This window comes from Streptomyces sp. NPDC014889 (genome assembly GCF_043081205.1).
Taxonomy (GTDB): domain Bacteria; phylum Actinomycetota; class Actinomycetes; order Streptomycetales; family Streptomycetaceae; genus Streptomyces.
In genome coordinates this window covers 281,858-306,320 of sequence record NZ_JBIBWH010000011.1, presented here as the reverse complement: position 1 = coordinate 306,320, position 24,463 = coordinate 281,858, and the positions used below count along the sequence as shown (strand labels likewise).

Here is a 24,463-nt window from a genome sequence, read left to right as displayed (position 1 = left end):
GTCCTTCACTCCGCCCGCTCCCGCACCGGGGGCGCCCTTCACCCCGCCTCCGCCCGCGCCGGGTACGCCGTTCACGCCGCCGGCTTCCGCGCCGGGAGCGTCCTTCACGCCTCCCCCGCCGCCGGTGGGGGGTCCGGTCGCCGTGCCGAAGCTGCCGGTGGGAAGCGGGTTCGAGCCGCAGCAGGCGGCGGATTCGCCGGAGGCGGATCCCGCCGGTGCCGGGTCTCCGTCGGCTGTGCCGCACATTCCGGTGGGCGGGCTCCCGTCGGGCGCGGGTGCCGGGGCCGGTGACCTCGAGAGCGGTGCCACCATGCGGATCTCCGCCGTCGCCGTGCGGCGGGAGGTGACGCAGGTGACCGACGAGCAGGGCGAGGCGCCCGGCGCCGAGGACGGTGACGACGAGTCGGCCGCGGTGGTGGACACGGACTCCGGGGCCGCGGCCGACGCCGAGGCCGGCACTGCGGCTCACGAGACCGACGAAGCGGGCGAGGACGCGGAGGAGTCCGGAGGAGAGACCGGGCTGACCGACGTGCCCGATGCCGCCGATGCGGCCGATGCCGCTGACTTGGCTGACGTGGCCGAGCCTCGGGACGGCTCCGACGCGGCGGAGGATGCGGCCGAGGACGTCGACGCGGAGGACGTGGACGTGATCCCCGTGGACTCCGCCGACGCGGAGGCCGAGGAGGACCAGGACGCGGAGACGGCGTCCGCCGAATCCACGGATGCCGAGGAGAGCGCGGAGGCGGAGGTGGGCGCCCCGGATGCCCCGGACGCCCCGGACGCCCCGGACGCCCCGGACGCCCCGGACGCCCCGGACGCGTCGGTGTCCGACGCCGAGGTGACGGACGGCGCGCCCGAGGAATCCGCTGTCGCGGTCTCCGAGCCCGTCCCCGCCGAACCCGAGGACGCCACTCCTGAAGACGCCGTGCCCGTCGCGGAGCCGCAGGACGCGGCCCCGCGGGACCCGGAGCCGCAGGACGCGGTTCCGCAGGACGCCGTTGCTCAAGCCCCGGCATCCCAGGACGCGGCGTCCCAGGAGGTCGCCCCGGCCGCTGCCGCCGAGGCCTCGCAGGGCGCGCCCGCCGCCTGGGCTCCGCCTCCGGTCCCGCAGGGTCCGGTGCCGCCGTTGCCGCCGTCGTACCAGCCCGCGGCGCCCGCGTCGGCGGCCCAGTGGCCCAACGGGCCGCAGCCGACGGCTCCGCAGGGTCAGCCGGACGAGCCGGGCCGGCAGCCGCACTTCCAGCCGCAGGCACCTCAGCCCGCGCCCGCCGCCTGGACTCCGCCTGCCGTTCCGCCACCGCCGCCCCCGGCGTCCGCTCCGGCGGCCCCGCAGCAGGGCTACGGCTTCCCGCAGCCCGGCGCCCCGGGTGCGCAGCAGCCGGCCGGTCCCACCGCACCGCCGGCGAACCCGCAAGCCGGATACGGCTTCCCCCAGCCCGGCACCCCCGGCGCGCAGCAGCCGCCCGCGGGCCAACCGCCGACCGCCCCCGCCGCACCCCCCGCCAACCCTCAAGCCGGATACGGCTTCCCGCAGCCCGGCGCTCAGCCCTCGCCCATGGGCCGGCCGGCCGTTCCTGGTCCGGTGGGCGGGGAGCAGCCGCAGGGCTACGGGTTCCCGCAGGGCCAGGGCCAGGCCGCCGCTCCCGGCGTGCCCACCCCGCCCGCGCAGCCCGGTGGCTACGGGTTCCCCCAGCCGCCCGCGCAGCCCGACGGTGCTCCGGCGCAGCCGCCGGCTCCCCCGCAACAGCCCGTCGACCCCCGTCTCGGGACCAGTTGGCCGCAGCCGATACAGCACGACCAGCGGCAGCCGACCAACCCCGGTGCGGCGCCGCTCGGTTACACCGCGGCCGTGGAGCTGTCCTCCGACCGGCTGCTCAACAACAAGAAGCAGAAGACCCGCAGCACTCGGCCCGCCGGTCCCGGACCGCGGTTCCGGATCGGCGGCAAGAAGGAGGAGGCCGAGCGGCAGCGGAAGCTGAACCTGATCCGTACGCCGGTGCTGTCCTGCTACCGCATCGCGGTCATCAGCCTCAAGGGCGGCGTCGGCAAGACGACCACCACCACCGCGCTCGGCTCCACGCTCGCCACCGAACGGCAGGACAAGATCCTCGCCATCGACGCCAACCCGGACGCCGGCACGCTCGGCCGCCGGGTGCGCCGGGAGACCGGGGCCACCATCCGTGACCTCGTCCAGGCGATCCCGTACATCAACTCCTACATGGACATCCGGCGGTTCACGTCCCAGGCGCCCTCGGGTCTGGAGATCATCGCCAACGACGTCGACCCGGCTGTGTCCACGACGTTCAACGACGAGGACTACCGCCGCGCGATCGACGTGCTCGGCAAGCAGTACCCGATCATCCTGACCGACTCCGGCACGGGTCTGCTCTACAGCGCCATGCGCGGTGTGCTCGACCTCGCCGACCAGCTCATCATCATCTCCACGCCGTCCGTCGACGGTGCCAGCAGCGCCAGTACGACACTGGACTGGCTGTCGGCCCACGGGTACGCCGACCTCGTCGCGCGTTCCCTCACCGTGATCTCCGGGGTGCGCGAGACCGGCAAGATGATCAAGGTGGACGACATCGTCGCCCACTTCGAGACCCGTTGCCGCGGTGTCGTTGTGGTGCCGTTCGACGAGCATCTGTCCGCCGGTGCCGAGGTCGACCTCGACATGATGCGGCCGAAGGTGCGGGAGGCGTACTTCAACCTCGCGGCGATGGTCGCGGAGGACTTCGTACGGCACCAGCAGGCGCACGGGCTGTGGACCTCCGACGGCAACCCGCCGCCGGTCGCCGCCCCGCCCATGCCGGGCCAGCCGCTTCCGGGCCCGCCGGTTCCTGGACAACCCCATCCGGGCCAGCCGGTTCCGGGGCAGCCGTACCCCGGACAGCCGTATCCCGGGCAGCCCGGTCCAGGCCAGGCGTACCCCGGTCAGCCGGTCCCGGGCCGGCCCACCCCGGGCCAGGCGCACCCCGGGCAGCCGGTTCCGGGCCAGTTCGCTCCGCAGCCGCCCGGCCAGCCCGCCCCCGGCCAGCCGTACCCGGCCCAACCGCAGCCCTACCCCCAGCCCCCTCAGCACCCCCAGGGCCAGACCCCGCCCCCTCCCCCGCCCCAGCAGTAGTCCCACCTGCAGTTCCGCCGCGCCCTCCGGGCCCGCGCCGTTCCCCCACGGCGCGGGCCTTCGCGTGTTCGCAGTCAGAACCGGTCGGATTCCGCCGCCACGCCCTCACCAGGGAGGCTTCAGTGGTCTCCACCAATGAGAGCAAGATCGCGTTCAAGTCGTTATTTCCGCAGGCCACATGGGGTTTGACATACCGTTGACGCGCGCAGACTGCCGCTGATAGACACTCACTTCATTCCGCCGGCGCCACCCGATCAAGCCCGTTCAAGCCAGCCCGGCAGGAGGCGCAAACCGTCTTCTGCGAGCGACGACGCGAGGTCACCGAGCCATGAAGACACACGATCAGCACGGCAGAGGACGTACCGGCCCCCGGTTGAAGGGGATACGGCTCCTGGCCGCGGGCGCCGCCGCCCTCGTCCTCACGGCCGGGCTCGCGACCCCGCTCGCCCCGGCCGCGTCGCAGGCCCACGCCGCGGAGAGCGCGCAGGGCAAGAAGGGCAAGAAGGTCCTCACGGTCGCCGTCGCGCAGAGCGTCGACTCGCTCAGCCCCTTCCTCGCGGTACGGCTGCTCAGCACCAGCGTCCACCGGCTGATGTACGAGTACCTGACCAACTACGACGCCAAGGACGCCCACGTCATCCCGGGTCTGGCCACCAAGTGGGAAGCGTCGCCGGACAAGCTGACCTGGACGTACACGATCCGCTCGGACTCCAAGTGGTCGGACGGGCAGCAGGCCACCGCCGAGGACGCGGCGTGGACGTTCAACAAGATGATGACGGACGAGGCCGCGGCCACCGCCAACGGCAGCTTCGTCACCAACTTCGCCGAGGTCACCGCGCCCAGCCCCACGCAGCTCGTGATCCGGCTGAAGAAGCCGCAGGCCACGATGACCGCGCTCGACGTGCCGATCGTGCCCAAGCACCTCTGGGAGAAGGTCGACGACTTCTCGAAGTTCAACAACGACAAGAGCTTCCCGATCGTCGGCAACGGGCCGTTCATCCTGACCGACTACAAGCCCGACAGCTATGTGCGGCTGGAGGCCAACAAGAGCTTCTGGCGTGGCGCGCCGAAGTTCGACGAGCTGGTCTTCCGGTACTACAAGGACCAGGACGCGGCGGTCGCCGCCCTGCGCAAGGGCGAGGTCTCCTTCGTGGCCGGCTCGCCGTCCCTCACGCCCGCCCAGGCCGCATCGCTCAAGGGCGAGAAGGACATCCACGTCAACGAGGGCCCCGGCCGCCGCTTCTACGCCCTCGCCACCAACCCGGGCGCCCAGGCCAGGAACGGCAAGAAGTTCGGTGACGGCGACCCGTCCCTCAAGGACGAGCGGGTGCGGCACGCGCTGTTCATGGCGGTGGACCGGCAGACCATCGTGGACAAGGTCTTCCAGGGCCACGCGGAGCAGGGCCAGGGCTACATCCCGCCGCGCTACGAGTCGTACTTCTGGAAGCCGTCGGCGGACCAGGAGCTGGCGTACGACCCGGCGAAGGCCGGCCGGCTCCTCGACGAGGCGGGCTACAAGCAGAACGCGGACGGCAAGCGCGTCGGCAAGGACGGCAAGCCGCTGAACTACCGCGTGCTGTGCCACGCCACCGACCCCAACGACAAGGCGGTCGGCAAGTACCTCCAGGAGTGGTGGGGCAAGCTCGGCGTCGGGGTCCAGCTCAACTGCCTGGACAACGTGACCGATCCCTGGCTCGCGGGCGAGTACGACCTCGCCTTCGACGGCTGGTCGGTCAACCCGGACCCCGACTTCGTACTCTCCATCCACACCTGCGCCGCCCTTCCCGCGACCCCGAAGGACACCGGCGCCACCGACAACTTCATCTGCGACAAGACGTACGACGACCTGTACGCCCGGCAGTTGGCCGAGTACGACCCCGCCAAGCGGGCGGACCTGGTCAAGCAGATCGAGTCGCGGCTGTACGACCTCGGGTACATGAACGTCATGGCCTATCCGAACGCCGTCGAGGCCTACCGCACGGACCAGATCGGTTCGATCACCACCATGCCGGCCAAGGCGGGCAACATCTACGGCCAGGACGGCTACTGGAGCTGGTGGTCGGCCGTTCCGGCGAACTCCGACGACTCCTCGGGCGGTTCCACGTCGACGGGCGTCATCATCGGGGCCATCGCGGGCGTCGTCGTCCTCGTCGGCCTCGCGGCGCTCTTCGCGGTGCGCCGCCGGGCAACGGCAGAAGACCGCGAATAGGCAAGTGAGCGCACATGACCGCTGAAGCGACACCCGCGCTGGTCGAGGGGCCCGCCGCCGGTCCGGGAACGTCCGGGCCGGCGGCGGGCCGCGGGCCCCGGGCGCGGAACACCACCGCGTATCTGCGGTATGCGGCGGGCAAGCTGGCCGGTGCGGCCGTCTCCCTGCTCGCCGTCCTCGTCACCAGTTTCTTCCTCTTCCGGCTGATCCCGGGTGACCCGGTGAAGTTCATGACCGGCGGCCGCCAGGTCTCCGAGCAGCAGCTCGCCGCCTACCGGCGGGAGTTCGGGCTGGACCTGCCGATGTGGCGGCAGTTCACGGACTACTGCGGCAAGGCGCTGACCGGGGACCTGGGCACCTCGTACCAGTTCCGCACGCCGGTCATCGACAAGATCACCGAGGCGCTGCCGAACACCCTGCTGCTGACCGGTACGGCCTTCGTGATCTACACCGCCCTCGGGATCCTGCTCGGCACCCGTTCCGCCTGGCGGCACGGCGGGCTCGGCGACCGCCTCAACACCGGGCTGGCGCTGACGCTCTACTCGATTCCCGCGTTCTGGCTGGGGCTGCTGCTCATCATCGTGCTCTCGGTCGGTGTGGGCCCGGTCCCCGGCCTGTTCCCGACCGGAGGCATGGAGTCGGGCGGCAAGGAGGGCTTCGCGTACGCCGTCGACGTCGCCCATCATCTGGTGCTGCCGGTGGTGACGCTGGTCGCGGTCGAGTACGGGCAGACGCTGCTGGTGACGCGGTCGGCGCTGCTGGACGAGATGGGCAGCGACTATCTGACGACCGCGCGTGCCAAGGGACTCCGCGACGACCTCGTACGACGGCGGCACGCCGTGCCGAACGCGCTGCTGCCGACCGTGACGCTGATCTTCGTCAATCTGGGGCGGACGGTCGCGGGAGTGATCCTCGTCGAGACCGTGTTCTCCTGGCCGGGTCTGGGCGGACTGTTCTACCAGGCGCTGAGCGTGCCCGATCTGCCGCTGGTGCAGGGGCTGTTCTTCGTCTTCGCCGCGGCGGTGATCCTGATGAACACCCTTGCCGACGTCCTGTATCCGCTGCTCGACCCGAGGGTGGGACGATGACCGCCGACACCGCCACGACCGCCGGCCCGGACCGGGCGCCCGGCCCCGGCCCCGGCCCCCGCGCACTCGCCCGCCAACGCCGCCGGGCCTCCGTCGTCCGCTTCTGGAGGCAGTACCGGACGCACCGGGCGGGCCTGGTGGGGCTCGCCGCCCTCGTACTGTGCGCGCTGGTCGCGCTGACCGCGCCGCTGACCGTCGGGGCGGACGTGCAGAGCGTGACCGACGCGCCCGGCGGGCCGCTGGAGAGTCCGAGCGCCCACTTCCCGCTGGGCACCGACCAGTTCGGCAGGAACCTGCTGGGCCTGGTGATCTGGGGCTCGCGCGTCTCGCTGCTGGTCGGGCTGCTCGCCGCCGTGCTGTCGGTGGCGATCGGCGCGGTCATCGGCATCACCGCCGGGCACTTCCGCGGCTGGTACGCCACCGTGATCATGCGGGTCACCGACTGGTTCCTGGTGATGCCGACGCTGGTGCTCGCCATCGCGCTGGCCACCGTCATGTCCCGCTCACTGAGCACGATCGTCCTGGCGATCGGCGTCACCACCTGGCCGGTCACCGCCCGGCTGGTGCGGGCGCAGACGCTGGCGGTGGAGTCGCGGCCGTACATCGAGCGGGCCAAGGCGCTCGGCGGCGGGCACTGGCACGTGATGTCCCGGCATGTGCTGCCCAACGTCATGCCGCTGGTGCTCGCCCAGACCACCCTGATCATCTCCACGGCGATCCTGGCGGAGGCGACGCTCGCCTTCCTCGGGCTCGGCGACCCGACGCTCGTCTCCTGGGGCGGGTTGCTCCAGGACGCGCGCGAGGCCGGCGCGGTCAGCTCCGGCGACTGGTGGTACCTGGTGCCGCCGGGCATCGCCATCGCGGTCGTCGCGCTGGCGTTCACGCTGTGCGGGCGCGCCGTCGAGGCCGTTCTCAACCCCAGGCTGGGGGTGTCCCGTTGACCCTCCTCGAAGTGCGCGGCCTGGAAGTGACGTACCCGTCGGGGGCCGCCGCGGTGCGCGGGGCGGACCTCACGCTCGCCGCCGGCGAGAAGCTCGGCGTCGCGGGCGAGTCCGGCTGCGGCAAGTCCACGCTGGCGCTGGCACTGCTGCGGCTGCTGCCGGCCGGCACCCGGGTCGGCGGCGAGATCCTGCTCGACGGCGAGGACGTGCTGGCCATGAAGTGGGGCCGGGTGCGGGCGGTGCGCTGGGCTGGGGCGTCGATCGTCTTCCAGGGCGCGATGCACTCGCTCAACGCCGTGCACCGCGTCGGCGACCAGATCGCCGAGCCGATCCTGCTGCACCGCAGGGCGACACCGGCCGGCGCCCGGAAGAAGACCGGTGAACTGCTGGAACAGGTGGGACTGCCCGCCGCGCGGGCGAGCGCCTACCCGCACGAGCTGTCCGGCGGCCAGCGGCAGCGCGTGATGATCGCGATGGCCCTGGCCTGCGACCCGCGGCTGGTCGTCGCCGACGAGCCCACCACCGCGCTCGACGTGATGATCCAGGCGCAGATCCTGCGCCTGATCGAAGGACTCGTGAGCGACCAGGACCTGGGCCTGCTCATGATCAGCCACGACCTCGCCGTACTGGCCGACACCTGCGACCGGCTCGCGGTCATGTACGCGGGCCGCGTGGTCGAGGAGGGCCCGGCCCAGCAGGTCTACGAGGACGCCCGGCATCCCTACGGCAAGGCCCTGTCGGACGCCTTCCCGCGGATCGGCGACCCGGCGTCCCGCTTCGCTCCCCGTGGTCTGGCGGGCGACCCGCCGGACCCGTCCGCCGTCCCCTCCGGCTGCGCCTTCCACCCGCGCTGCCCGGTCGCCCTGGACCTGTGCGGCACCCAGGACCAGTCCTTGAAGGATGCGGGCCCGCGCCGGCGGGCGGCCTGCGTGCACGTGGAGGCGCAGGCGGAGGCAGCGGCGGGGGCGCCGGAAGCGGAGACGACGCAGGACGACATGAGGAGCGGCACGCCATGACCACATCCGCGCTGCTGAGCGTCGAGGGGCTGCGGGTCGTGTTCCCGGGCCGGCACGGCGGCCCCGCGGCCCGCGCCGTGGACGGGGTCGACCTGGACATCCGGCGCGGCGAGATCGTGGCGCTGGTCGGCGAGTCGGGCTGCGGCAAGACGACCCTGGCCCGCTCCCTGCTCGGTCTGGTGCCGCCGACCGCGGGCCGCGTCACGTTCGACGGCGCCCCGCTCGACTACTCCTCCCGCGCGCTGAAGGCGTACCGCAAGCGTGCCCAACTGGTGCTCCAGGACCCGAGCGGCTCGCTCAACCCGCGGCACACGGTGTACGACGCCGTGGCCGAGGGGCTGCGGGTCCACGGGCACCGCGGGGACGAGCGGGCGGCGGTCGCCGGGGCGCTGGCGCGGGCGGGGTTGCGGCCGCCCGAGCGCTTCTTCCTGCGCTACCCGCACGAACTGTCCGGCGGTCAGCGCCAGCGCGTGGTCATCGCGGGCGCCCTGGTCCTGGAGCCCGAACTCCTCGTCGCCGACGAGCCGGTGGCCTCCCTGGACGCCTCGGTGCGCGGCGAGATCCTCGCCCTGCTGCTGCGGCTGCGCGCCGAACTCGGCCTGTCCGCGCTGGTGGTGACGCACGACCTGGGGCTGGCCTGGAACATCGCCGACCGGGTCGCGGTGATGTACCTCGGCCGGATCGTGGAGACCGGCGAGGTGGAGCAGGTCCTGACCGCTCCCCGGCACCCGTACACCCGGGCCCTGCTGTCCGTCCTGCCCGAGGCACCCGGAGAACCGGTCGTCCTGACGGGCGAGCCCCCGGACCCGTCCCGGATCCCCTCAGGCTGCCGTTTCCACGTCCGCTGCCAGGTCCTGTCGGAAGGCGAGGCGGAACGGGCGGGCGTCGCGGACGCGTGCCGCGGCAGGGACCTGGAGATCCTGAGCGGGGGGGGACAGGCCCAGGTGGCGTGCCACTGGGCACGCGCCGTGACCGCGCCCGGGGAAGAGGCGGGGCCACGGGCGAAGGCAGAGGCACCGACGGAGGCGGAAGCAGAGGCGTAGGCCGACCGCCGGCCCGCCGAGGGCGGCTGCCGGCGGTGGGGCGGCCTGGGCTCTAGCTACGCCGTCCCCGCGTCCTCCGCGACGATCCGCCGGCACTTCTCGACGTCCTCGGCCATCGTCTCCAGGAACGCCTCCAGCGAGTCGAACTTGGCCTGGCCGCGCACGAAGTCCAGGAAGTCGACGCCGACGTGCAGTCCGTACAGGTCGAGGCCCACCCGGTCGATGGCGTACGCCTCCACCGTGCGCTCGGTGCCGTCGAACTGCGGGTTCGTGCCCACGGAGATCGCGGCGGGCATCACCTCGCCCTGGGCGTGCAGATAACCGGCGTAGACGCCGTCGGCGGGGATCGCGGTGTGCGGGAGGGGCTCGACGTTGGCCGTGGGGAAGCCCAGCTCGCGGCCGCGCTGGGCGCCGCGGACCACGACGCCCTCCACCCGGTGCGGGCGGCCCAGGATCTCCCGGGCGCCCCGGACCTCGCCCTCGGCGACCAGACGGCGGGTCAGCGTCGAGGAGAACGGCTCGCCGCCGCCCGCCTCCCCGGTGACGTACAGGTCGACGACCTCGACCTCGAAGTCGTAGGTCTTGCCCTGTTCGGCCAGGAACTCGACGTTGCCGGCGGCCTTGTGCCCGAAGCGGAAGTTGGGGCCCTCGACGACCGCCCTGGCGTGCAGCTTGTCGACCAGCACCTTGACGACGAAGTCGGCCGGGGACAGCTTCGAGAACTCGGGGGTGAAGGGCAGTACGAGGACCGCGTCCACGCCAAGCCCGGCCATCAGCTCGGCACGGCGGTGGTGCGGGGCGAGCAGCGGCGGGTGGCTGCCGGGGCGCACGACCTCACTGGGGTGCGGGTCGAAGGTGACGACGACGGCGGGGACGCCCAGGTCCCGGGCGCGGTCCACGGCGTGCTCGATGATCAGCTGGTGCCCGCGGTGCACTCCGTCGTAGGAGCCGATGGTGACGACGCTGCGCCCCCAGTCCTGGGGGATGTCCTCCAAGCCACGCCAGCGCTGCACTGTGACCGCTCCTCGTCGAACCCGTGTCCGCGTTTGTCCCGGGTTGCCATAGTCGTCTCTTCTTGCTGTTCGCAGGTCTAAGGGTGCCATGCCCGGCGGTCGCCGCCTGCACCGGCATGGGCGGCTGTGATCCGGCGCACGTCGTCAGACGGGGACGGGTACGCCCGCCGTGTTCTCGATCATCCGGCGGGCGCCGGGACCCACCACGGCGGCCCAGTCCCATGGGGCGTCCGTCAGCCAGCCGGCCACGCGGGCGGCGAAGCCGGGCACCTCCCGGCCCAGCTCCACCAGGCCCCGGTCGAACACGGCCGCGCCGTCGGGAGTGCGGACGAGGAGCAGTCCGACGCGGTGGACCAGGCCGCGCAGGTCCTCCTCGGCGTTGGATGCGGCGGCGCGCAGCACCGCGTCCAGGACGGCCGGGGCGTCTTCGTGGGCCAGGAGGAAGTCCAGCAGTTCCCGGCGCAGCGGACGGCAGGCCGGAGCGCCGGGGGCCGCGAGCACACGGGCCAGCGCGCGACGCAACAGCTCCGTACCACCGCGGCCCCGGTCACCGGCACCCCCGCCCTCGCCGCCCTGACCGGCGTCGTCGCCGTCAAGGAGGCCCGCGACCAGGGGGAACAGCACCGAGCGGGCGCCGGGATCGTCGTCCAGGCGCTGGTCGACGTACGCCGCCACCGGCCCGGCGGCCTCCGGGTGCCGCGTCGCCGCCTCGCGGACCACACCGGCGACCCGGCGGGCGAGCGCGGGCGTCGCGACCTCACCGAGCGCGCGCAGGGCCTCACCGATGCCGAGGCCGATGTCGGTGCCGCCGCCGCGCCCGTCGCCTGTGTCCCGGCGCAGACAGGCGCCGACGGCGGCGAGGACCGCCTCGGGGTGGGTGGTCAGGGCGGGCGCCAGCGCGCTCGGCGGCAGATGCCGGTCGCCCGCCGCGAAGTGCCGCAGCGCCCGCGGCAGATGGCGGGCGCGGGTGTGCGGATCCCGGACGAGGAGGGCGAGCGCGCCGCCGTGCAGGGCGGTGTCGGCGCGGCGGTCGAGCAGGGCGAGGGCCGCGTGGCCCAGCAGTTCGCGGTCGGCCGCGCCGCGCGCCCGGGGCGCGGTCCGCAGCCCGTACGCCAGGGCCTGCGCCCGCAGCGCGGGACGGTCGTCGTGCGCCCACCGGTCCACGGCCCGGCACAGCGCCGACGGCTCCTCCTCGGCGAGCACGGTCAGCAGTTCCTCGGCACGCGGGTGCGCGCATCCGGCCAGCGTGTCCGTGAGGTCGTCCAGGGCGCCGTGGCGGTGGGTGTGGAGCAGGGCCTGGGCGGCCGTCGCCACGGTGGCCTGCGGCGCGGCGGGCAGCGGACGCTCGTCGTCGAACCAGCGAGTGAGGTGCGGTTGCACGGCGGCGGGGGCGGCGGTGAGGAGGCGTGCGACGGCGTCCAGGTAGCGGGAGGGACGGCGGGCTCTGTCGCAGGGGCCGCCCGTGTCCCGCGGCGCGCCGTCGGCGAGGAGGAGGCGCCTGAGCAGGTCGCAGCGGTCGGCGTCGGACAGGTGCAGAGCGGTCCAGAACCCCGGCCCGAAGCCGGGCGGCACGGGCAGGTCGCACTGCTGCCACACCACGATCCGCTCGGCGAGCAGCCGCAGCACCCGCAGGTACGGTGTCGCGTCCGCCACGCGCAGCAGTACGCCGGCGAGCAGCCGGGACGCCCACCAGGAGTGCGGGTCGGTGTCGAGGGCGCACAGCAACTCCTCGAGCCGGACGGCCAGTCGGCGGGTGCCGTGCTGGCGTGCCAGGAGAAGCAGGGCCCGCACCACGGGTCCGACGCGGTGGTGCGGAACGGGCTGCGGGGACCGAGGCGCGCCGGGCGTGTGCTGTCGGTGGACCAGGACGCGCAGGGCCTCGTCCAGGTCGAGGTGGGTGCCCTGGATCCAGTCGGCGAGCTCCTCGTGCGCGAAGCGGTAGCCGCTGCCCGCGGGGACGAGCAGGCCCTCGGCGAGGACGGCCGCCGCCCAGCCGGTGCCGCCGCCGAGAAGGGCCGGCGCGGGTCCCCGGGGGAACAGCTCCTCGAACGCCGCCCGGTCCAGTTCCCCCTGGCCGAGGCTGCGGCGGGCGGCCTCGTGCACCTGGCCGGAGACCTTCGCCGCCAGGCGCCGTACGGCGGTGCCGCGCAGCCCGTTCTCCGCGGCGAGGCGGACGGCGACGCGCAGGCACATCAGGTCCAGGTGGGCCGCGAGGACGTCGTCACGGTCGAGCGGTGGGTGGCCGGCGGCGTCGGGGAGGGCGGCGCGCACCTCCGACAGGAGCCTGAGGGTGAGCGGGTGACGGCCGGCGGCGTCCACCAGTGTGCCGTCGGGGATGCCGTGGCGGGCGCGGGCCTCGTGGGCCTCGGCGGGGGTGAGGCCGCCGAGGGGCAGGCAGGGCGGCAGATGGCCGGTGGCGCCGTCCGGGCCGGCCGCGGCCGGGGTGTGGAGCAGGTCCGCCGGGAAGCGCGCTCCGGCCGCCTCCCAGTACGCCCCCCGGCAGGCCACCACCAGCCGCGCCCCCGTGCCGCGCAGCCACTGCGCCGTGCCCTCGGTCCACTCGGGGAGCCGGCCGGCCAGGGCGGGCGGCATCTCCTCGGGGCCGTCGAGGAGGAGCAGGAGGGGGCGGCCGTGGGCGCGGGCGAGGCGGGCGACGCGCTCCGGGGTGAGGTCGGTGAGCTCGGTGGGCAGGAGTGCCCGGGCGGCCGCGACGATCCGGGCCGCCCGGTCCAGCGCCCGGCCCACCGCGTCCGCGACCGAGGCGTCGGTGGCCAGCAGATCGGCGCCGCGCAGCCACAGGGTGGGCGCGGGCGAACCGCCGCGGGCACGGCGGCCGGCCAGCGCGGCGAGCTCGGTCGTGCGGCCGCTTCCGGGCTCCCCGACGAGCCCGAGCACGGCGGCCGGGCCGGCGCCGAACGCGGCCAGCTCCCCCGCCACGGCGGCGCGCTCGACCGGACCGGCGGGCGCCCCGGGCCCGCCCGGCCGCGGGAGAGGGGACGGCAGGGCTCCGGCGGGGCCGTCCTGGGCCAGGGCGGTCGCCGTGAGTTCGAGGACCGCGGCCAGGTTCAGGTCGGGGCCGTAGGCGGCGACGGTGGCCTCGTTGCGGGTGAGGAGGTCGGCCAGGGGGCCCTCGCCGGGGCGGCGCAGCGGTACCGCGAACCCGGCGTCGCCGCGGCCGGAGCGCAGTGCCGTACCGAGGACGGCGACCACCGCTGCGGTCGCCGCGTCGAGGACAGGTCCCCCGGCGGCCCCGCCGCCCGGCCTGAGCGCCTCGCGGCCGGCCGTGCCGATCGCCAACTCCGTGACTCCGTCGAGGAGATGGAAGCGGTCCGTGGCCGTGTACGTCACCGTGGCCGCGCCGAGCACCCGAGCCTCGCGCCAGTGGTCGGCCGCGATCCTGACGTAGGTGCCGCTGCGGGCGCCGTCGCGCACGGTGACGGGAAGCGGCTCCACGCCGAGGCCCTCGGTGCGGACCAGGGCGAGGTTCAGATCGGGCAGCGCGGTGATCGCGTCGGCCGTCACGACGCGGGAGCGCTCGTCCGCGCCGGGGGCGTGCACGACGAGCCGGGACAGGCCGTCGACGGCCTCGTGGCTGGTGATCACCGTGCCGCGGTGGTCGGCCGCGAAGCCGGTGCCGCGGGGCCGTCCCGCCAGGTCGCGGATGCGGACCAGGGAGCGGTCCAGAGCGTGGTCCAGGGCTTCCCCCACGCGCTCCGGTCCGTGTGATCCCCGCGCCTGCGCGGATTCATGGAGGCCCCGCCCCGCCATGCCCGAACCTCCCCGCCGTACCGCCGTGCCTGACCGGTGCTGTGACCGGTCACAGCACTAGACGGTAGGCCGCGGATGATCAGCGGAACAGGCCGAGCGGCGAACGCGCCCCCCCTGCGCTCCCCCGGTTCACTCCGAGCGCCCGCACGGCCGGGTGAATGAGTGCGCGCCGCTGGATAAAGCTCATGGGTGGGGGAACCGAGGGGGGCGGAACCGTGGAGCGGCGGATGGGGAACACCCCCTGTTCGCCGCTCCACGGGCGCCGCGCGGTCAGCCGAAGACGGCCAGACTCTTGGCCTTGCCGCGCTGCTCCTCCACGAGCGCGAGGAGGCGGCTGTCAGGACCGTAGACGGCCACGGCACCGGCGCCCGCGTACTCGTCGGGCACCTCCAGCCGTACGCCGTTGATGAGCAGCCGGGCGCGCCGGGCGTCGACGTCCCAGCGGGGGAACGCCGCCGCGGCCGCCTCCGCGATCGACATCACGGTCAGCTCCTGCTGGAGCTGGTCCAGCGTCCTGGCGGAGTCCAGCTTGTACGGGCCGACCCGGGTGCGGCGCAGCGCGGTGAGATGGCCGCCGACACCGAGGTCGGCGCCCAGGTCGCGGGCGAGGGCGCGGATGTAGGTGCCGGAGGAGCAGACCACGGACACCACCAGGTCGAGCACGGGGGTGCCGTCGTCGGCGACGGCGTCGCGGACGTCGTGGACGGCGAAGGAGGAGACCGTCACCGGCCGGGCCGGGATCTCGAAGTCCTCGCCCTCCCGTGCCCGCTTGTAGGACCGCACGCCGTTGATCTTGATGGCGCTGACCTTGGACGGGACCTGCATGATGTCGCCGGTCAGCTTGGCGACGGCGGCGTCGACGGCGTCCCGGGTGACCTTGGAGGCGTCCGTGGAAGAGGTGATCTCGCCCTCGGCGTCGTCGGTGACCGTGTTCTGGCCGAGCCGGACGGTGCCGACGTACTCCTTCTCGGTCAGCGCGAGATGGCCGAGGAGCTTGGTGGCCTTCTCCACGCCGAGCACGAGGACACCGGTCGCCATGGGGTCGAGGGTGCCCGCGTGGCCGACCCGGCGGGTCCTGGCGATGCCGCGCATCTTGGCCACGACGTCGTGCGAGGTGAAGCCCGACGGCTTGTCGACGATGACGAGGCCGTCGGGCGGGGTGGGCTTGCTGGTCATGCGGTGGTGTCGTCCGTCCCGTCGTCGGACTCCGGCTTCTTGTACGGGTCCGCCTCACCGGCGTACGAGGCACCGGCGGACGTCTCGCGCACCTTCGCGTCGGAGGCGCGGGCCTTGTCGAGGAGGTCCTCGATGTTCCGGGCGGTGTCCGGCAGGGCGTCCGCGACGAAGGCGAGGGTCGGGGTGAACTTCACCCCGGCCGCCCGGCCGACCTCGGAGCGCAGGATGCCCTTGGCGCTCTCCAGGCCGGCGGCCGCCGCCTTGCGCTCCTCGTCGTCCCCGTAGACCGTGTAGAAGACGGTCGCCTCCCGCAGGTCACCCGTGACCCGGGTGTCCGTGATGGTGACGTGCGAGCCGAGCCGCGGGTCCTTGATCCCGCGCTGCAGCTTCTGGGCCACCACCTCTCGGATGAGGTCCGCCAGCCTTTTCGCCCGCGCGTTGTCGGCCACTGGTCCGTCTCCCGTTCTTTCTTCTTCTGCTGGTGCGATGTGGATGGTGCGGTGGGGCGCGGTCTAGTCGTCCTCGCCGTGGAAGCGGCGTCTGACGGACAGCAGCTCCACTTCGGGACGGCCGGCGACCAGCCGTTCGCACCGGTCCAGCACGTCGGTCAGGTGCGTCGCGTCGCCGGAGACCGCGGCGAGACCGATGACGGCCCGCCGGTGGAGGTTCGTGTGGTCCACCTCCGCCGCGCTCACCGCGTACTTGCGCTGGAGCTCGGCGACGATCGGGCGGACGACGGAACGCTTCTCCTTCAGCGAGTGGACGTCGCCGAGGAGAAGGTCGAAGGACAGAGTCCCCACGTACATGTGTGTTCCCGGGTTGCCCGCCGGTACGGGGTCGATGGTCCTGCCTTCTCGGTGGGCAGGGACATCAAGAACGGTACCGCGAACCCCGCCGGTGACTCGACGGGGTTTTCCGCGGCCCGGGTGGGACGGGGTTCCCTCCGGCACCGGGCACGGCTCGCGGCCCCGGGCACGGCCGTGCCGGCCGACGGGAGTGGTCCCGCCGGCCGGCACGGGGTGTCTGCGGCGTTACGCCCGCGGCTTCTCGCGGAGCTCGTACGTCGCGATGACGTCGTCGATCTTGATGTCGTTGAAGTTTCCGAGGTTGATACCACCCTCGTAGCCTTCGCGGATCTCGGTGACGTCGTCCTTGAAGCGGCGCAGACCCTCGATGTTGAGGTTCTCCGCGATGACCTTGCCATCGCGCAGGAGGCGCGCCTTGCTGTTGCGCTTGACCTCGCCGGAGCGGATGAGCACACCGGCGATGTTGCCCAGCTTGGACGAACGGAAGACCTCGCGGATCTCCGCCGTGCCGAGCTCGACCTCCTCGTACTCCGGCTTGAGCATGCCCTTGAGGGCCGCCTCGATCTCCTCGATCGCCTGGTAGATGACCGAGTAGTACCGGACGTCCACGCCCTCGCGCTCGGCCATCTGCGCGGCACGCCCGGCGGCGCGCACGTTGTAGCCGATCACGATGGCGTCGGAGCCCATGGCCAGGTCGATGTCCGACTCCGTGACCGCACCCACACCGCGGTGCAGGACGCGGATGTCGACCTCTTCGCCGACGTCGAGCTGGAGCAGCGAGGACTCGAGGGCCTCGACCGCACCGGACGCGTCGCCCTTGATGATGAGGTTGAGCTGCTGGACCTCGCCGGCCTTGAGCACCTTGTCCAGGTCCTCGAGCGAGACGCGGCGGACGCGCTTGGCGAACGCGGCGTTGCGCTCACGGGCGGCGCGCTTCTCCGCGATCTGACGGGCCGTACGGTCCTCGTCCACCACGATGAAGTTGTCGCCCGCACCCGGGACGTTGGTCAGACCCAGGACCTGCACCGGCGTCGACGGGCCGGCCTCGGCCACGTTGTTGCCGTTGTCGTCGAGCATCGCCCGGACTCGGCCGTACGCGTCGCCGACCACCATGGTGTCGCCGACCCGCAGCGTGCCTCGCTGGACGAGGACGGTCGCCACGGCACCGCGGCCGCGGTCGAGGCGGGACTCGATCGCGATGCCCTGCGCGTCCTGCTTCGGGTTGGCCCGCAGGTCGAGCGAGGCGTCGGCGGTCAGGACGACCGCTTCCAGCAGCGAGTCGATGTGCAGACCCTGCTTGGCGGAGATGTCGACGAACATGGTGTCGCCGCCGTACTCCTCGGCCACCAGGCCGTACTCGGTCAGCTGACCGCGCACCTTGGTCGGGTCGGCGCCCTCGACGTCGATCTTGTTGACCGCGACCACGATCGGGACGTCGGCCGCCTTGGCGTGGTTGAGCGCCTCGACCGTCTGCGGCATGACGCCGTCGTTGGCCGCGACGACCAGGATGGCGATGTCCGTCGACCGGGCACCGCGGGCACGCATGGCGGTGAACGCCTCGTGACCCGGGGTGTCGATGAAGGTGATCGCCCGGTCCTCGCCGTTGACCTCGGTCGCGACCTGGTAGGCACCGATGTGCTGGGTGATGCCGCCGGCCTCGCCCGCGATGACGTTCGTCTTGCGGATGGCGTCGAGCAGTCGGGTCTTTCCGTGGTCGACGTGACCCATGACGGTGACGACCGGCGGGCGGACGACCAGGTCCTCCTCGCCGCCCTCGTCCTCGCCGAACTCCAGGTCGAAGGACTCGAGCAGCTCGCGGTCCTCCTCCTCGGGGCTGACGATCTGAACCTGGTAGTTCATCTCGTCGGCGAGGAGCTGGAGCGTCTCGTCGGACACGGACTGCGTGGCCGTGACCATCTCGCCCAGGTTCATCATGACCGCGACGAGCGACGCCGGGTTGGCGTTGATCTTCTCCGCGAAGTCGGTGAGCGACGCACCGCGCGACAGGCGAATGGTCTCGCCGTTGCCGCGAGGCAGCATCACGCCGCCGACCGACGGGGCCTGCATGGCCTCGTACTCCTGGCGCCTCTGCCGCTTCGACTTGCGGCCGCGACGCGCGGGACCGCCGGGACGGCCGAAGGCGCCCTGCGTGCCACCACGGCCACCGGGACCGCCGGGACGGCCGCCGAAGCCGGGACGGCCACCGCCGCCACCGCCGAAGCCGCCGCCACCGCCGGGACGACCGGCGAAGCCGCCGCCGCCACCGGGACGACCGGCACCGCCGCCGCCTCCGGGACGACCGGCGAAGCCGCCGCCGGGACGACCGGCACCGCCGGGACGACCCGCACCACCCGGGCCGCGACCGCCGCCACCGGGGCCGGGACGCGGGCCGGCAGCGGGACGCTGCGGCATCATGCCGGGGTTCGGGCGCGGACCGCCCGGACGCGGACCGCCCTGGGGACGGGGCATCGAGCCCGGAGTCGGACGCGGACCGCCCGGAGCCTGCGGACGCGGACCGCCGCCCTGGCCACCGGGGCCCTGCGGACGGGGACCGCCGCCGGGAGCACCGGGGCCGCCGGGACGCGCGCCCTGCGGACGCGGCGCCTGCGGACGCGCCATGCCGGTGGAGCCACCGGAGGTGAAGGGGTTGTTGCCCGGACGCGGGCCGGCCGGACGACCGCCCGGACGCGCACCCTGGCCACCGGGACGCGCGGCACCCTGGCCGCCCGGACGCGGCGCCTGGCCCTGGCCGGGACGGCCGCCGGGCTTGGGGGCACCGGGACGGGCGGCGGGCTTCGGCGCGGCCGGCGACGGGGCCGACGGCGGAGCGGTGAACTCCGGCGTGGTGGGCGCGGCCGGAGCCGGACGCGGCGCGGGCTTGGGACCCGGCACCGGACGCGGACCGGGGGCCGGCGCGGACGCCGACGGGGCCGCGGGCTGCGCCGGGGCCGGCCTGGGCGCGGCCGGCGGCTTGGGCGCGGCCGGACGCTCACCCGCCGGCTTGGCGGCGCGAGAGGGACCCCCGGCCTGCGCCGGCGAGGGCGCGGCGGGCCTGGGGGCGGCCTTCTTCGGGGCACCCGGCTTCGCGGCGGACCTGCCGCTGCCGTTGCCCTGCTGGAAGGCGTCAGTCAGTTTGCGTACTACGGGCGCCTCGATCGTCGAGGACGCCGATCGGACGAATTCACCGAGTTCCTGGAGCTTGGCCATGACGACCTTGCTCTCCACACCGAACTCCTTGGCGAGTTCGTAGACCCGGACCTTAGCCACTTCGCTCCTTTGAGGTCCGGGTTGCGGCCGGACCGTCGCTAGTTCATGGGCGTACTCATCGCGTACTCATCGAGTGCTCATCGCAATCTCGACCTGCTTTCGACTCGCGAGGTACCAGGCCGCACGGGGACTTCCGTACGGCTTTCCTTGCCGTGTTGCCTCAGCAACCTTGTGCCTGCTCGACGTACTGGCGCAACGCCATTACGTCGAGCGGTCCCGGGACGCGGAGCGCCCGCGGAAACGCCCGGCGGCGCACCGCCTGGTCGAGACAGACCGGGGCGGGGTGTACATACGCACCCCGGCCGGGCAGCGTACCGCGAGGATCGGGGACGCACTCGCCCTCGACCACCACGGTCCGCAACAGTTCGATCTTGGCCGCCCGCTCCCGGCATCCCACACAGGTACGCTCAGGGCATGCGCGGACACGTGTCCGGCCAGACACAGCTAAGTCTACCTCCCCGCACGGACCTCACCCCTGCGGGGCAAAGATCGAACGGCTGTTGTCGTATTCCGAGCGGCCTACGGCTCGGATCTATTCCCTCCGTACGGGTGAACTCCCCGCCGCCGTACCCGAACGACTACTCGGGCACCTGCTCGGCCGGCTGCTCCGTGTCCGGGCGGATGTCGATCCGCCAGCCGGTCAGCCGGGCCGCCAGCCGGGCGTTCTGGCCCTCCTTGCCGATCGCCAGCGACAGCTGGTAGTCCGGCACGGTGACGCGGGCCGAGCGGGCGGCCAGGTCCACGACGTCCACCTTGGAGACGCGGGCCGGCGACAGCGCGTTCGCCACCATCTCGGCCGGGTCGTCCGACCAGTCGACGATGTCGATCTTCTCGCCGTTCAGCTCGCCCATCACGTTGCGCACCCGGCCGCCCATGGGGCCGATGCAGGCGCCCTTGGCGTTCAGGCCCGAACGGGTGGACCGCACGGCGATCTTGGTGCGGTGACCGGCCTCACGGGCGATCGCGGCGATCTCCACGGAGCCGTCGGCGATCTCCGGGACCTCCAGCGCGAAGAGCTTCTTCACCAGGTTCGGGTGCGTACGGGACAGCGTCACCGAGGGGCCGCGGACGCCCTTGGCGACCCGGACGACGTACGACCGCAGCCGCATGCCGTGCGGGTAGGTCTCGCCCGGGACCTGCTCCTGCACCGGCAGGATGGCCTCCAGCTTGCCGATGTCCACGAGCACGTTCTTCGGGTCGCGGCCCTGCTGGACCACCCCGGTGACGATGTCGCCCTCGCGGCCGGCGTACTCGCCGAGCGTCGCGTCGTCCTCGGCGTCGCGCAGCCGCTGCAGGATGACCTGCTTGGCGGTGGTGGCGGCGATACGGCCGAAGCCGGACGGGGTGTCGTCGAACTCGCGGGGCTCCTGGCCCTCCTCGAGGTCCTGGGGGTCCTCCTTCGCCCACACGGTCACATGCCCGGTCTGCCGGTCGAGCTCCACGCGCGCGTGGCGGCGGCTTCCCTCGGTGCGGTGGTAGGCGATGAGGAGGGCCGACTCGATCGCCTCGACCAGCAGGTCGAAGGAGATCTCCTTCTCTCGTACCAAGCCCCGCAGGGCACTCATGTCGATGTCCACGGCTACGCCTCCTCTTCCTTCTGGTCCTTGCGGCTGAACTCGACCTGCACCCGCGCCCTGACGACGTCCGGGAGGCCGAGCCTGCGGGTGGTGGGCCTGCGCCCCTTCACTCCGGGCACTTCGAGGTCGAGGCCTTCGTCGTCGACCCCGAGGATCCTGGCCACCAGCTCGCCGCCGTCGGCCAGCGTGAACTTCGCCAGCCGGCCCGTGGCGCGCACGTAGTGCCGGTGTTCCGTGAGGAGGCGCTCCGCGCCCGGGGTGCCGACCTCGAGGGTGTACTCGCCCTCGCCCATCGCGTCCGTCTCGTCCAGCCTCGCCGAGAGCGCACGGCTCACATCGGCGATCCGGTCCAGGTCGGCCCCGGTGTCGGAGTCGACGACGACGCGCAGCACACGCTTTCGTCCTACGGAGTCCACGGCGATCTCTTCGAGATCCAGGCCCTGGGAGGTGACGAGCGGTTCCAGCAGTTCCCGCAGCCTCTCGCTCTGGGTGGTGCTCATCCGGGTGACTCCTCGGCCGCGTGTGCTGTTGTGGGTTGGTCGTGTGTCTGGTCAAAGGGTATCCGGTCCGCAGGGGTGTTGCCGTCCACCTGGGCAGCGGCGGTGCCGCTGAGTGAAGCGGGCGCGGGGCGCGGGTACCGTGATCACGGGCGAGCCGCCTGCCCCTCCCATTCCGTTCGTACGCACCCGAGGACGTCTGCCGTGCCGTTCCCCTCACCTCCGCGCGCCCCAGGGCCGCGCAGAAGGAGCCTGCTCGCCTCGGCCGCGGGGGCCGCCCTGCTCGTGGGCTGCTCCGCCGGTTCCGACGACTCCGGCGGCGCGGGCGAGACCCCGTCGCCCGAGGAGCGGGCACGCGCGCGTGCGGCACGCGACAGCGAGGAGCTGGCGCGGCGGTACGACGCGGTGATGGCCGCGTACCCCGCGCTGGCGGAGCGGCTGCGGCCGCTGCGCGCGCAGGTCGCGGCGCACGCGGAGGCGTTCGGCGGCACGGCTAAGTCCTCGCCGGGTGCGACGGCATCGACCACGCCGTCGGCCTCCACCGCGTCACCGTCGGGCTCGGCCACGCCCGAGGGCTCCGGCTCACCGGAGGACTCGGCGGCACCGGCGGGAGCCGAGGCGTCGGCCTCCCCCGCCGCCCGGGAGACCGCGAAGTCGGCCCTGGCCGGGCTCGCCGCCGCCGAGCGTTCCCTGTCCGACCGGCGCACCGCCCTCCTCGTCCAGGTGTCCGGCGAACTGGCCCGCCTGCTGGCCTCGGTGGCGGCGGCCGGGGCCGCCCACGCGTATCTCCTGACGGAAGGTGACAAGTGAGCCAGGTGACGGACCGGCGGCGGCTGGAGGCCCTCTCGGCGGCGCTCGCCGCCGAGCACGCGGCCGTGTACGGGTACGGCGTCGTCGGCGGCCGGATCGGCGAGAGCCGGCGGGCCGAGGCGCGGTCGGCGTACGACGCCCACCGGGCACGGCGGGACGCCCTGGTGCGCGAGGTGCGGGACCTGGGCGGGCAGCCGGTGGCCGCGGCGGCCGCCTACGCGCTGCCGTTCCCGGTGCCGGACTCCGCGGCGGCGGTACGGCTCGCCGCCGACCTCGAGGACCGCGTGGCCGGGGTGTACTCCGACCTGGTCAGGGCGAGCGGGGGCGAGCGGCGGCGGGAGGCCGCCGGGGCGCTGCGCGAGGCGGCGGTCCGGGCGGTGCGCTGGCGCGGGGAGAGCGTAGCCTTCCCTGGTCTCGCCGAACGGGCCGGTGCGGCGCCCACGCCCGCGGCCTCGGCGGCGCCGACGCCGTAGGGCGTACGGATCCTGCGGACGGGCACGGACGGGCACGGACAGGAGGAGCGGGACGGCACAGGAGGCGCCCACGGCGCACGGCGACAGGCGCACGGCGACAGCGCAGAACGCGTCCGGGACGTCAGGAAGGAACGACTCGCGCATGGCTTTCGAACCGCCGCGGCGTCTGGTGCGGGCGCTGGGTGAGACCGCGCCGGACGGGGACGACTGGCTGGAGAAGCTGCCCGGACTGGCGCGGCAGGCCGTGGAGCTGCGTGAGCTGACCGTCGAGCGGGTGCAGATGCCGGGCGGACGCAGCAGCCTCGTCGTGCTGGTGCGGACGGCGGACGGGACACCGGCCGTGCTGAAGCTGGCCCCTGCCCGGGCCCGTCCGGAGAGCGAGCGGGCCGCGCTCGCGCACTGGGGCGGGCGGGGCGCCGTGCAACTGCTGGAGGACGGTCCGGCCGGTCCGGTTCCCGGCGAGGGCGTGCTGCTCCTCGAGCGGCTGCACCCGGACGTGTCGGTGCGGTCGCTGCCGGAGGCGAGGGCGCTGCTGGAGGCGGCGGGCACGCTGCGGCGGCTGTGGGTCGAGCCGCCCGCCGGGCATTCCTTCGAGACGGTCGAGGAGCGGACCGGGCGGCAGGCCGAGGCGATGCGGGCGGGCGCGGAGGCCGACGCGGAGGTGGCGCCGCTGGTCGAGGCGGCGCTCACGGCTCGTACGGAACTGCTGGCGGCGCCGCCCGAACGGCGGCTGCTGCACGGCACGTTCCGGCAGAGCAAGGTGCTCGCCGGGGACCGGATGCCGTGGCTGGCCGTGGGCCCGGATCCGGTGGTCGGCGAGACCGCCTTCGATCTGGCACGGCTGGTACGCGATCGGGTGGAGGACCTGATCGCCTCACCGTCCGGGGCCGCCACCACCCGGCGCCGCGTCAAGCGGCTGGCGGAGTCCCTGGAGGTCGACCGCGACCGCCTGCGCGGCTGGACCCTCTTCCGGGCCGTCGAATCCGGCGCCCGCGCGCGCCGTGTGGGCCGCCCGAAGGACGCGGAACTCCTCCTGGAATTCGCCACCTGGCTCTGACCCGAGCCGCCTGGCCGGCCACCGCCCCGTGCTCCGCGAGCAGGCGACGGCGCCACCGGGCGACGCCCTCGCCGACCGCGACGGCGGACACCGCCCCGGCCCGTCGACCGCCGGGACTGCCGACGATGGCGAGGCGTCAGCGCCCGATCGGAGGATCCTGCCGCGGACGCCCCGCCCGCAGCCGGAACCCGTCAGATCCCGGGCCGCCCGGCCCGGCAGCCGGGGCCAGGTGCCGTTGCCCGGCCCGAGGGCCGTGGACACACGGCCCGGTGCGGTCGGGGCGCACCCCGCCCGGCAGCCGGAACCTGTCAGATCCCAAACCACCCGGCCCGGCAGCCGCGTCGCGACCACGACAGCCGGGCTCCGACCCGCCCGGGGCGGACGGCAGCCGGGGCCAGGCGCCGTTGCCCGGCCGAGGGCCGTGGACGCACGACCCGGTGCGGTCCGAACGCACCCCGCCCGCCCGGCAGCCGGTACCCGTCAGATCCCGGGCCACCCCGCCCGGCAGCCGCGTCGCGGCCACGACAGCCGGGCTCCGGCCCGCCCGGCGCGGACGGCAGCCGGAGCCAGGCGCCGTTGCCCGGCCGAGGGCCGTGGA

The 24,463-nt window shown here is 74.0% G+C and carries 18 protein-coding genes; 9 read left to right on the top strand and 9 right to left on the bottom strand.

Translation table 11 applies throughout. The annotated features are described in order from the left end of the window. Positions 1-310 precede the first annotated feature (310 nt). The 6 genes from ACF09J_RS23635 (at position 311) to ACF09J_RS23610 (ending at position 9,421) form a co-directional block, all read left to right on the top strand. A complete protein-coding gene (locus ACF09J_RS23635) occupies positions 311-3,124 on the top strand; it encodes an AAA family ATPase (RefSeq protein WP_392307432.1) in 2,814 nt (937 codons plus the stop codon). 328 nt (positions 3,125-3,452) lie between these two features. After that, on the top strand, positions 3,453-5,333 hold the full coding sequence (locus ACF09J_RS23630; protein WP_392307417.1) for an ABC transporter substrate-binding protein: 1,881 nt from the start codon (positions 3,453-3,455) through the stop codon (positions 5,331-5,333). A 14-nt stretch (positions 5,334-5,347) separates the two neighbouring features. Continuing rightward, on the top strand, positions 5,348-6,421 hold the full coding sequence (locus ACF09J_RS23625) for an ABC transporter permease (protein ID WP_392307416.1): 1,074 nt from the start codon (positions 5,348-5,350) through the stop codon (positions 6,419-6,421). Then, positions 6,418-7,362 carry an ABC transporter permease gene (locus ACF09J_RS23620; RefSeq protein ID WP_392307415.1) on the top strand — a complete coding sequence of 315 codons (945 nt, stop codon included), beginning with the start codon at positions 6,418-6,420 and terminating at the stop codon, positions 7,360-7,362. Before ACF09J_RS23625 ends, ACF09J_RS23620 begins: the two co-directional genes overlap by 4 nt. Next, positions 7,359-8,378, top strand: coding sequence for an ABC transporter ATP-binding protein (locus ACF09J_RS23615; protein WP_392307414.1), 1,020 nt, complete (start codon positions 7,359-7,361; stop codon positions 8,376-8,378). The genes ACF09J_RS23620 and ACF09J_RS23615 overlap by 4 nt, the downstream gene beginning before the upstream one ends. After that, positions 8,375-9,421 (top strand): ABC transporter ATP-binding protein, encoded by a 1,047-nt coding sequence (locus ACF09J_RS23610; protein WP_392307413.1) that lies wholly within the window; start codon positions 8,375-8,377, stop codon positions 9,419-9,421. Before ACF09J_RS23615 ends, ACF09J_RS23610 begins: the two co-directional genes overlap by 4 nt. Positions 9,422-9,477: 56 nt before the next feature. Here the strand turns inward: ACF09J_RS23610 and ACF09J_RS23605 are convergent, their stop codons facing one another. From ACF09J_RS23605 to rimP, 9 genes are all read right to left on the bottom strand, one after another. Continuing rightward, a complete protein-coding gene (locus ACF09J_RS23605) occupies positions 9,478-10,434 on the bottom strand; it encodes a bifunctional riboflavin kinase/FAD synthetase (RefSeq protein ID WP_392307412.1) in 957 nt (318 codons plus the stop codon). A 144-nt stretch (positions 10,435-10,578) separates the two neighbouring features. Next, a complete protein-coding gene (locus tag ACF09J_RS23600) occupies positions 10,579-14,202 on the bottom strand; it encodes a trypsin-like peptidase domain-containing protein (RefSeq protein ID WP_392307411.1) in 3,624 nt (1,207 codons plus the stop codon). Positions 14,203-14,472: 270 nt separating this feature from the next. Beyond that, a complete protein-coding gene (gene truB / locus ACF09J_RS23595; protein ID WP_392307410.1) occupies positions 14,473-15,378 on the bottom strand; it encodes a tRNA pseudouridine(55) synthase TruB in 906 nt (301 codons plus the stop codon). Then, positions 15,375-15,827, bottom strand: a complete 453-nt coding sequence (gene rbfA / locus ACF09J_RS23590) for a 30S ribosome-binding factor RbfA (protein WP_392307409.1) — start codon at positions 15,825-15,827, stop codon at positions 15,375-15,377. The genes truB and rbfA overlap by 4 nt, the downstream gene beginning before the upstream one ends. Before the next feature lie 63 nt (positions 15,828-15,890). Further along, positions 15,891-16,184, bottom strand: coding sequence for a DUF503 domain-containing protein (locus tag ACF09J_RS23585; protein ID WP_100571646.1), 294 nt, complete (start codon positions 16,182-16,184; stop codon positions 15,891-15,893). Positions 16,185-16,409: 225 nt separating this feature from the next. Continuing rightward, positions 16,410-19,451, bottom strand: coding sequence for a translation initiation factor IF-2 (gene infB / locus ACF09J_RS23580; protein WP_392307408.1), 3,042 nt, complete (start codon positions 19,449-19,451; stop codon positions 16,410-16,412). A gap of 160 nt (positions 19,452-19,611) precedes the next feature. Next, positions 19,612-19,893, bottom strand: coding sequence for a YlxR family protein (locus ACF09J_RS23575; protein ID WP_392307407.1), 282 nt, complete (start codon positions 19,891-19,893; stop codon positions 19,612-19,614). A gap of 136 nt (positions 19,894-20,029) precedes the next feature. Further along, positions 20,030-21,028 (bottom strand): transcription termination factor NusA, encoded by a 999-nt coding sequence (gene nusA / locus ACF09J_RS23570; RefSeq protein WP_392307406.1) that lies wholly within the window; start codon positions 21,026-21,028, stop codon positions 20,030-20,032. A gap of 2 nt (positions 21,029-21,030) precedes the next feature. Then, positions 21,031-21,528: a ribosome maturation factor RimP gene (gene rimP / locus ACF09J_RS23565; RefSeq protein ID WP_392307405.1), complete on the bottom strand. Its 498-nt coding sequence runs from the start codon at positions 21,526-21,528 to the stop codon at positions 21,031-21,033. Positions 21,529-21,729: 201 nt separating this feature from the next. Here rimP and ACF09J_RS23560 point away from each other — a divergent pair, with 201 nt between their 5' ends. From ACF09J_RS23560 to ACF09J_RS23550, 3 genes are all read left to right on the top strand, one after another. Beyond that, entirely contained in the window at positions 21,730-22,335 is a 606-nt protein-coding gene (locus ACF09J_RS23560) for a hypothetical protein (RefSeq protein ID WP_392307404.1), read from the top strand. Next, a complete protein-coding gene (locus ACF09J_RS23555; protein ID WP_392307403.1) occupies positions 22,332-22,808 on the top strand; it encodes a ferritin-like domain-containing protein in 477 nt (158 codons plus the stop codon). The genes ACF09J_RS23560 and ACF09J_RS23555 overlap by 4 nt, the downstream gene beginning before the upstream one ends. Positions 22,809-22,950: 142 nt before the next feature. Continuing rightward, complete coding sequence (locus ACF09J_RS23550; protein ID WP_392307402.1) at positions 22,951-23,865, top strand: aminoglycoside phosphotransferase family protein; 915 nt, start codon at positions 22,951-22,953, stop codon at positions 23,863-23,865. Positions 23,866-24,463 lie beyond the last annotated feature (598 nt).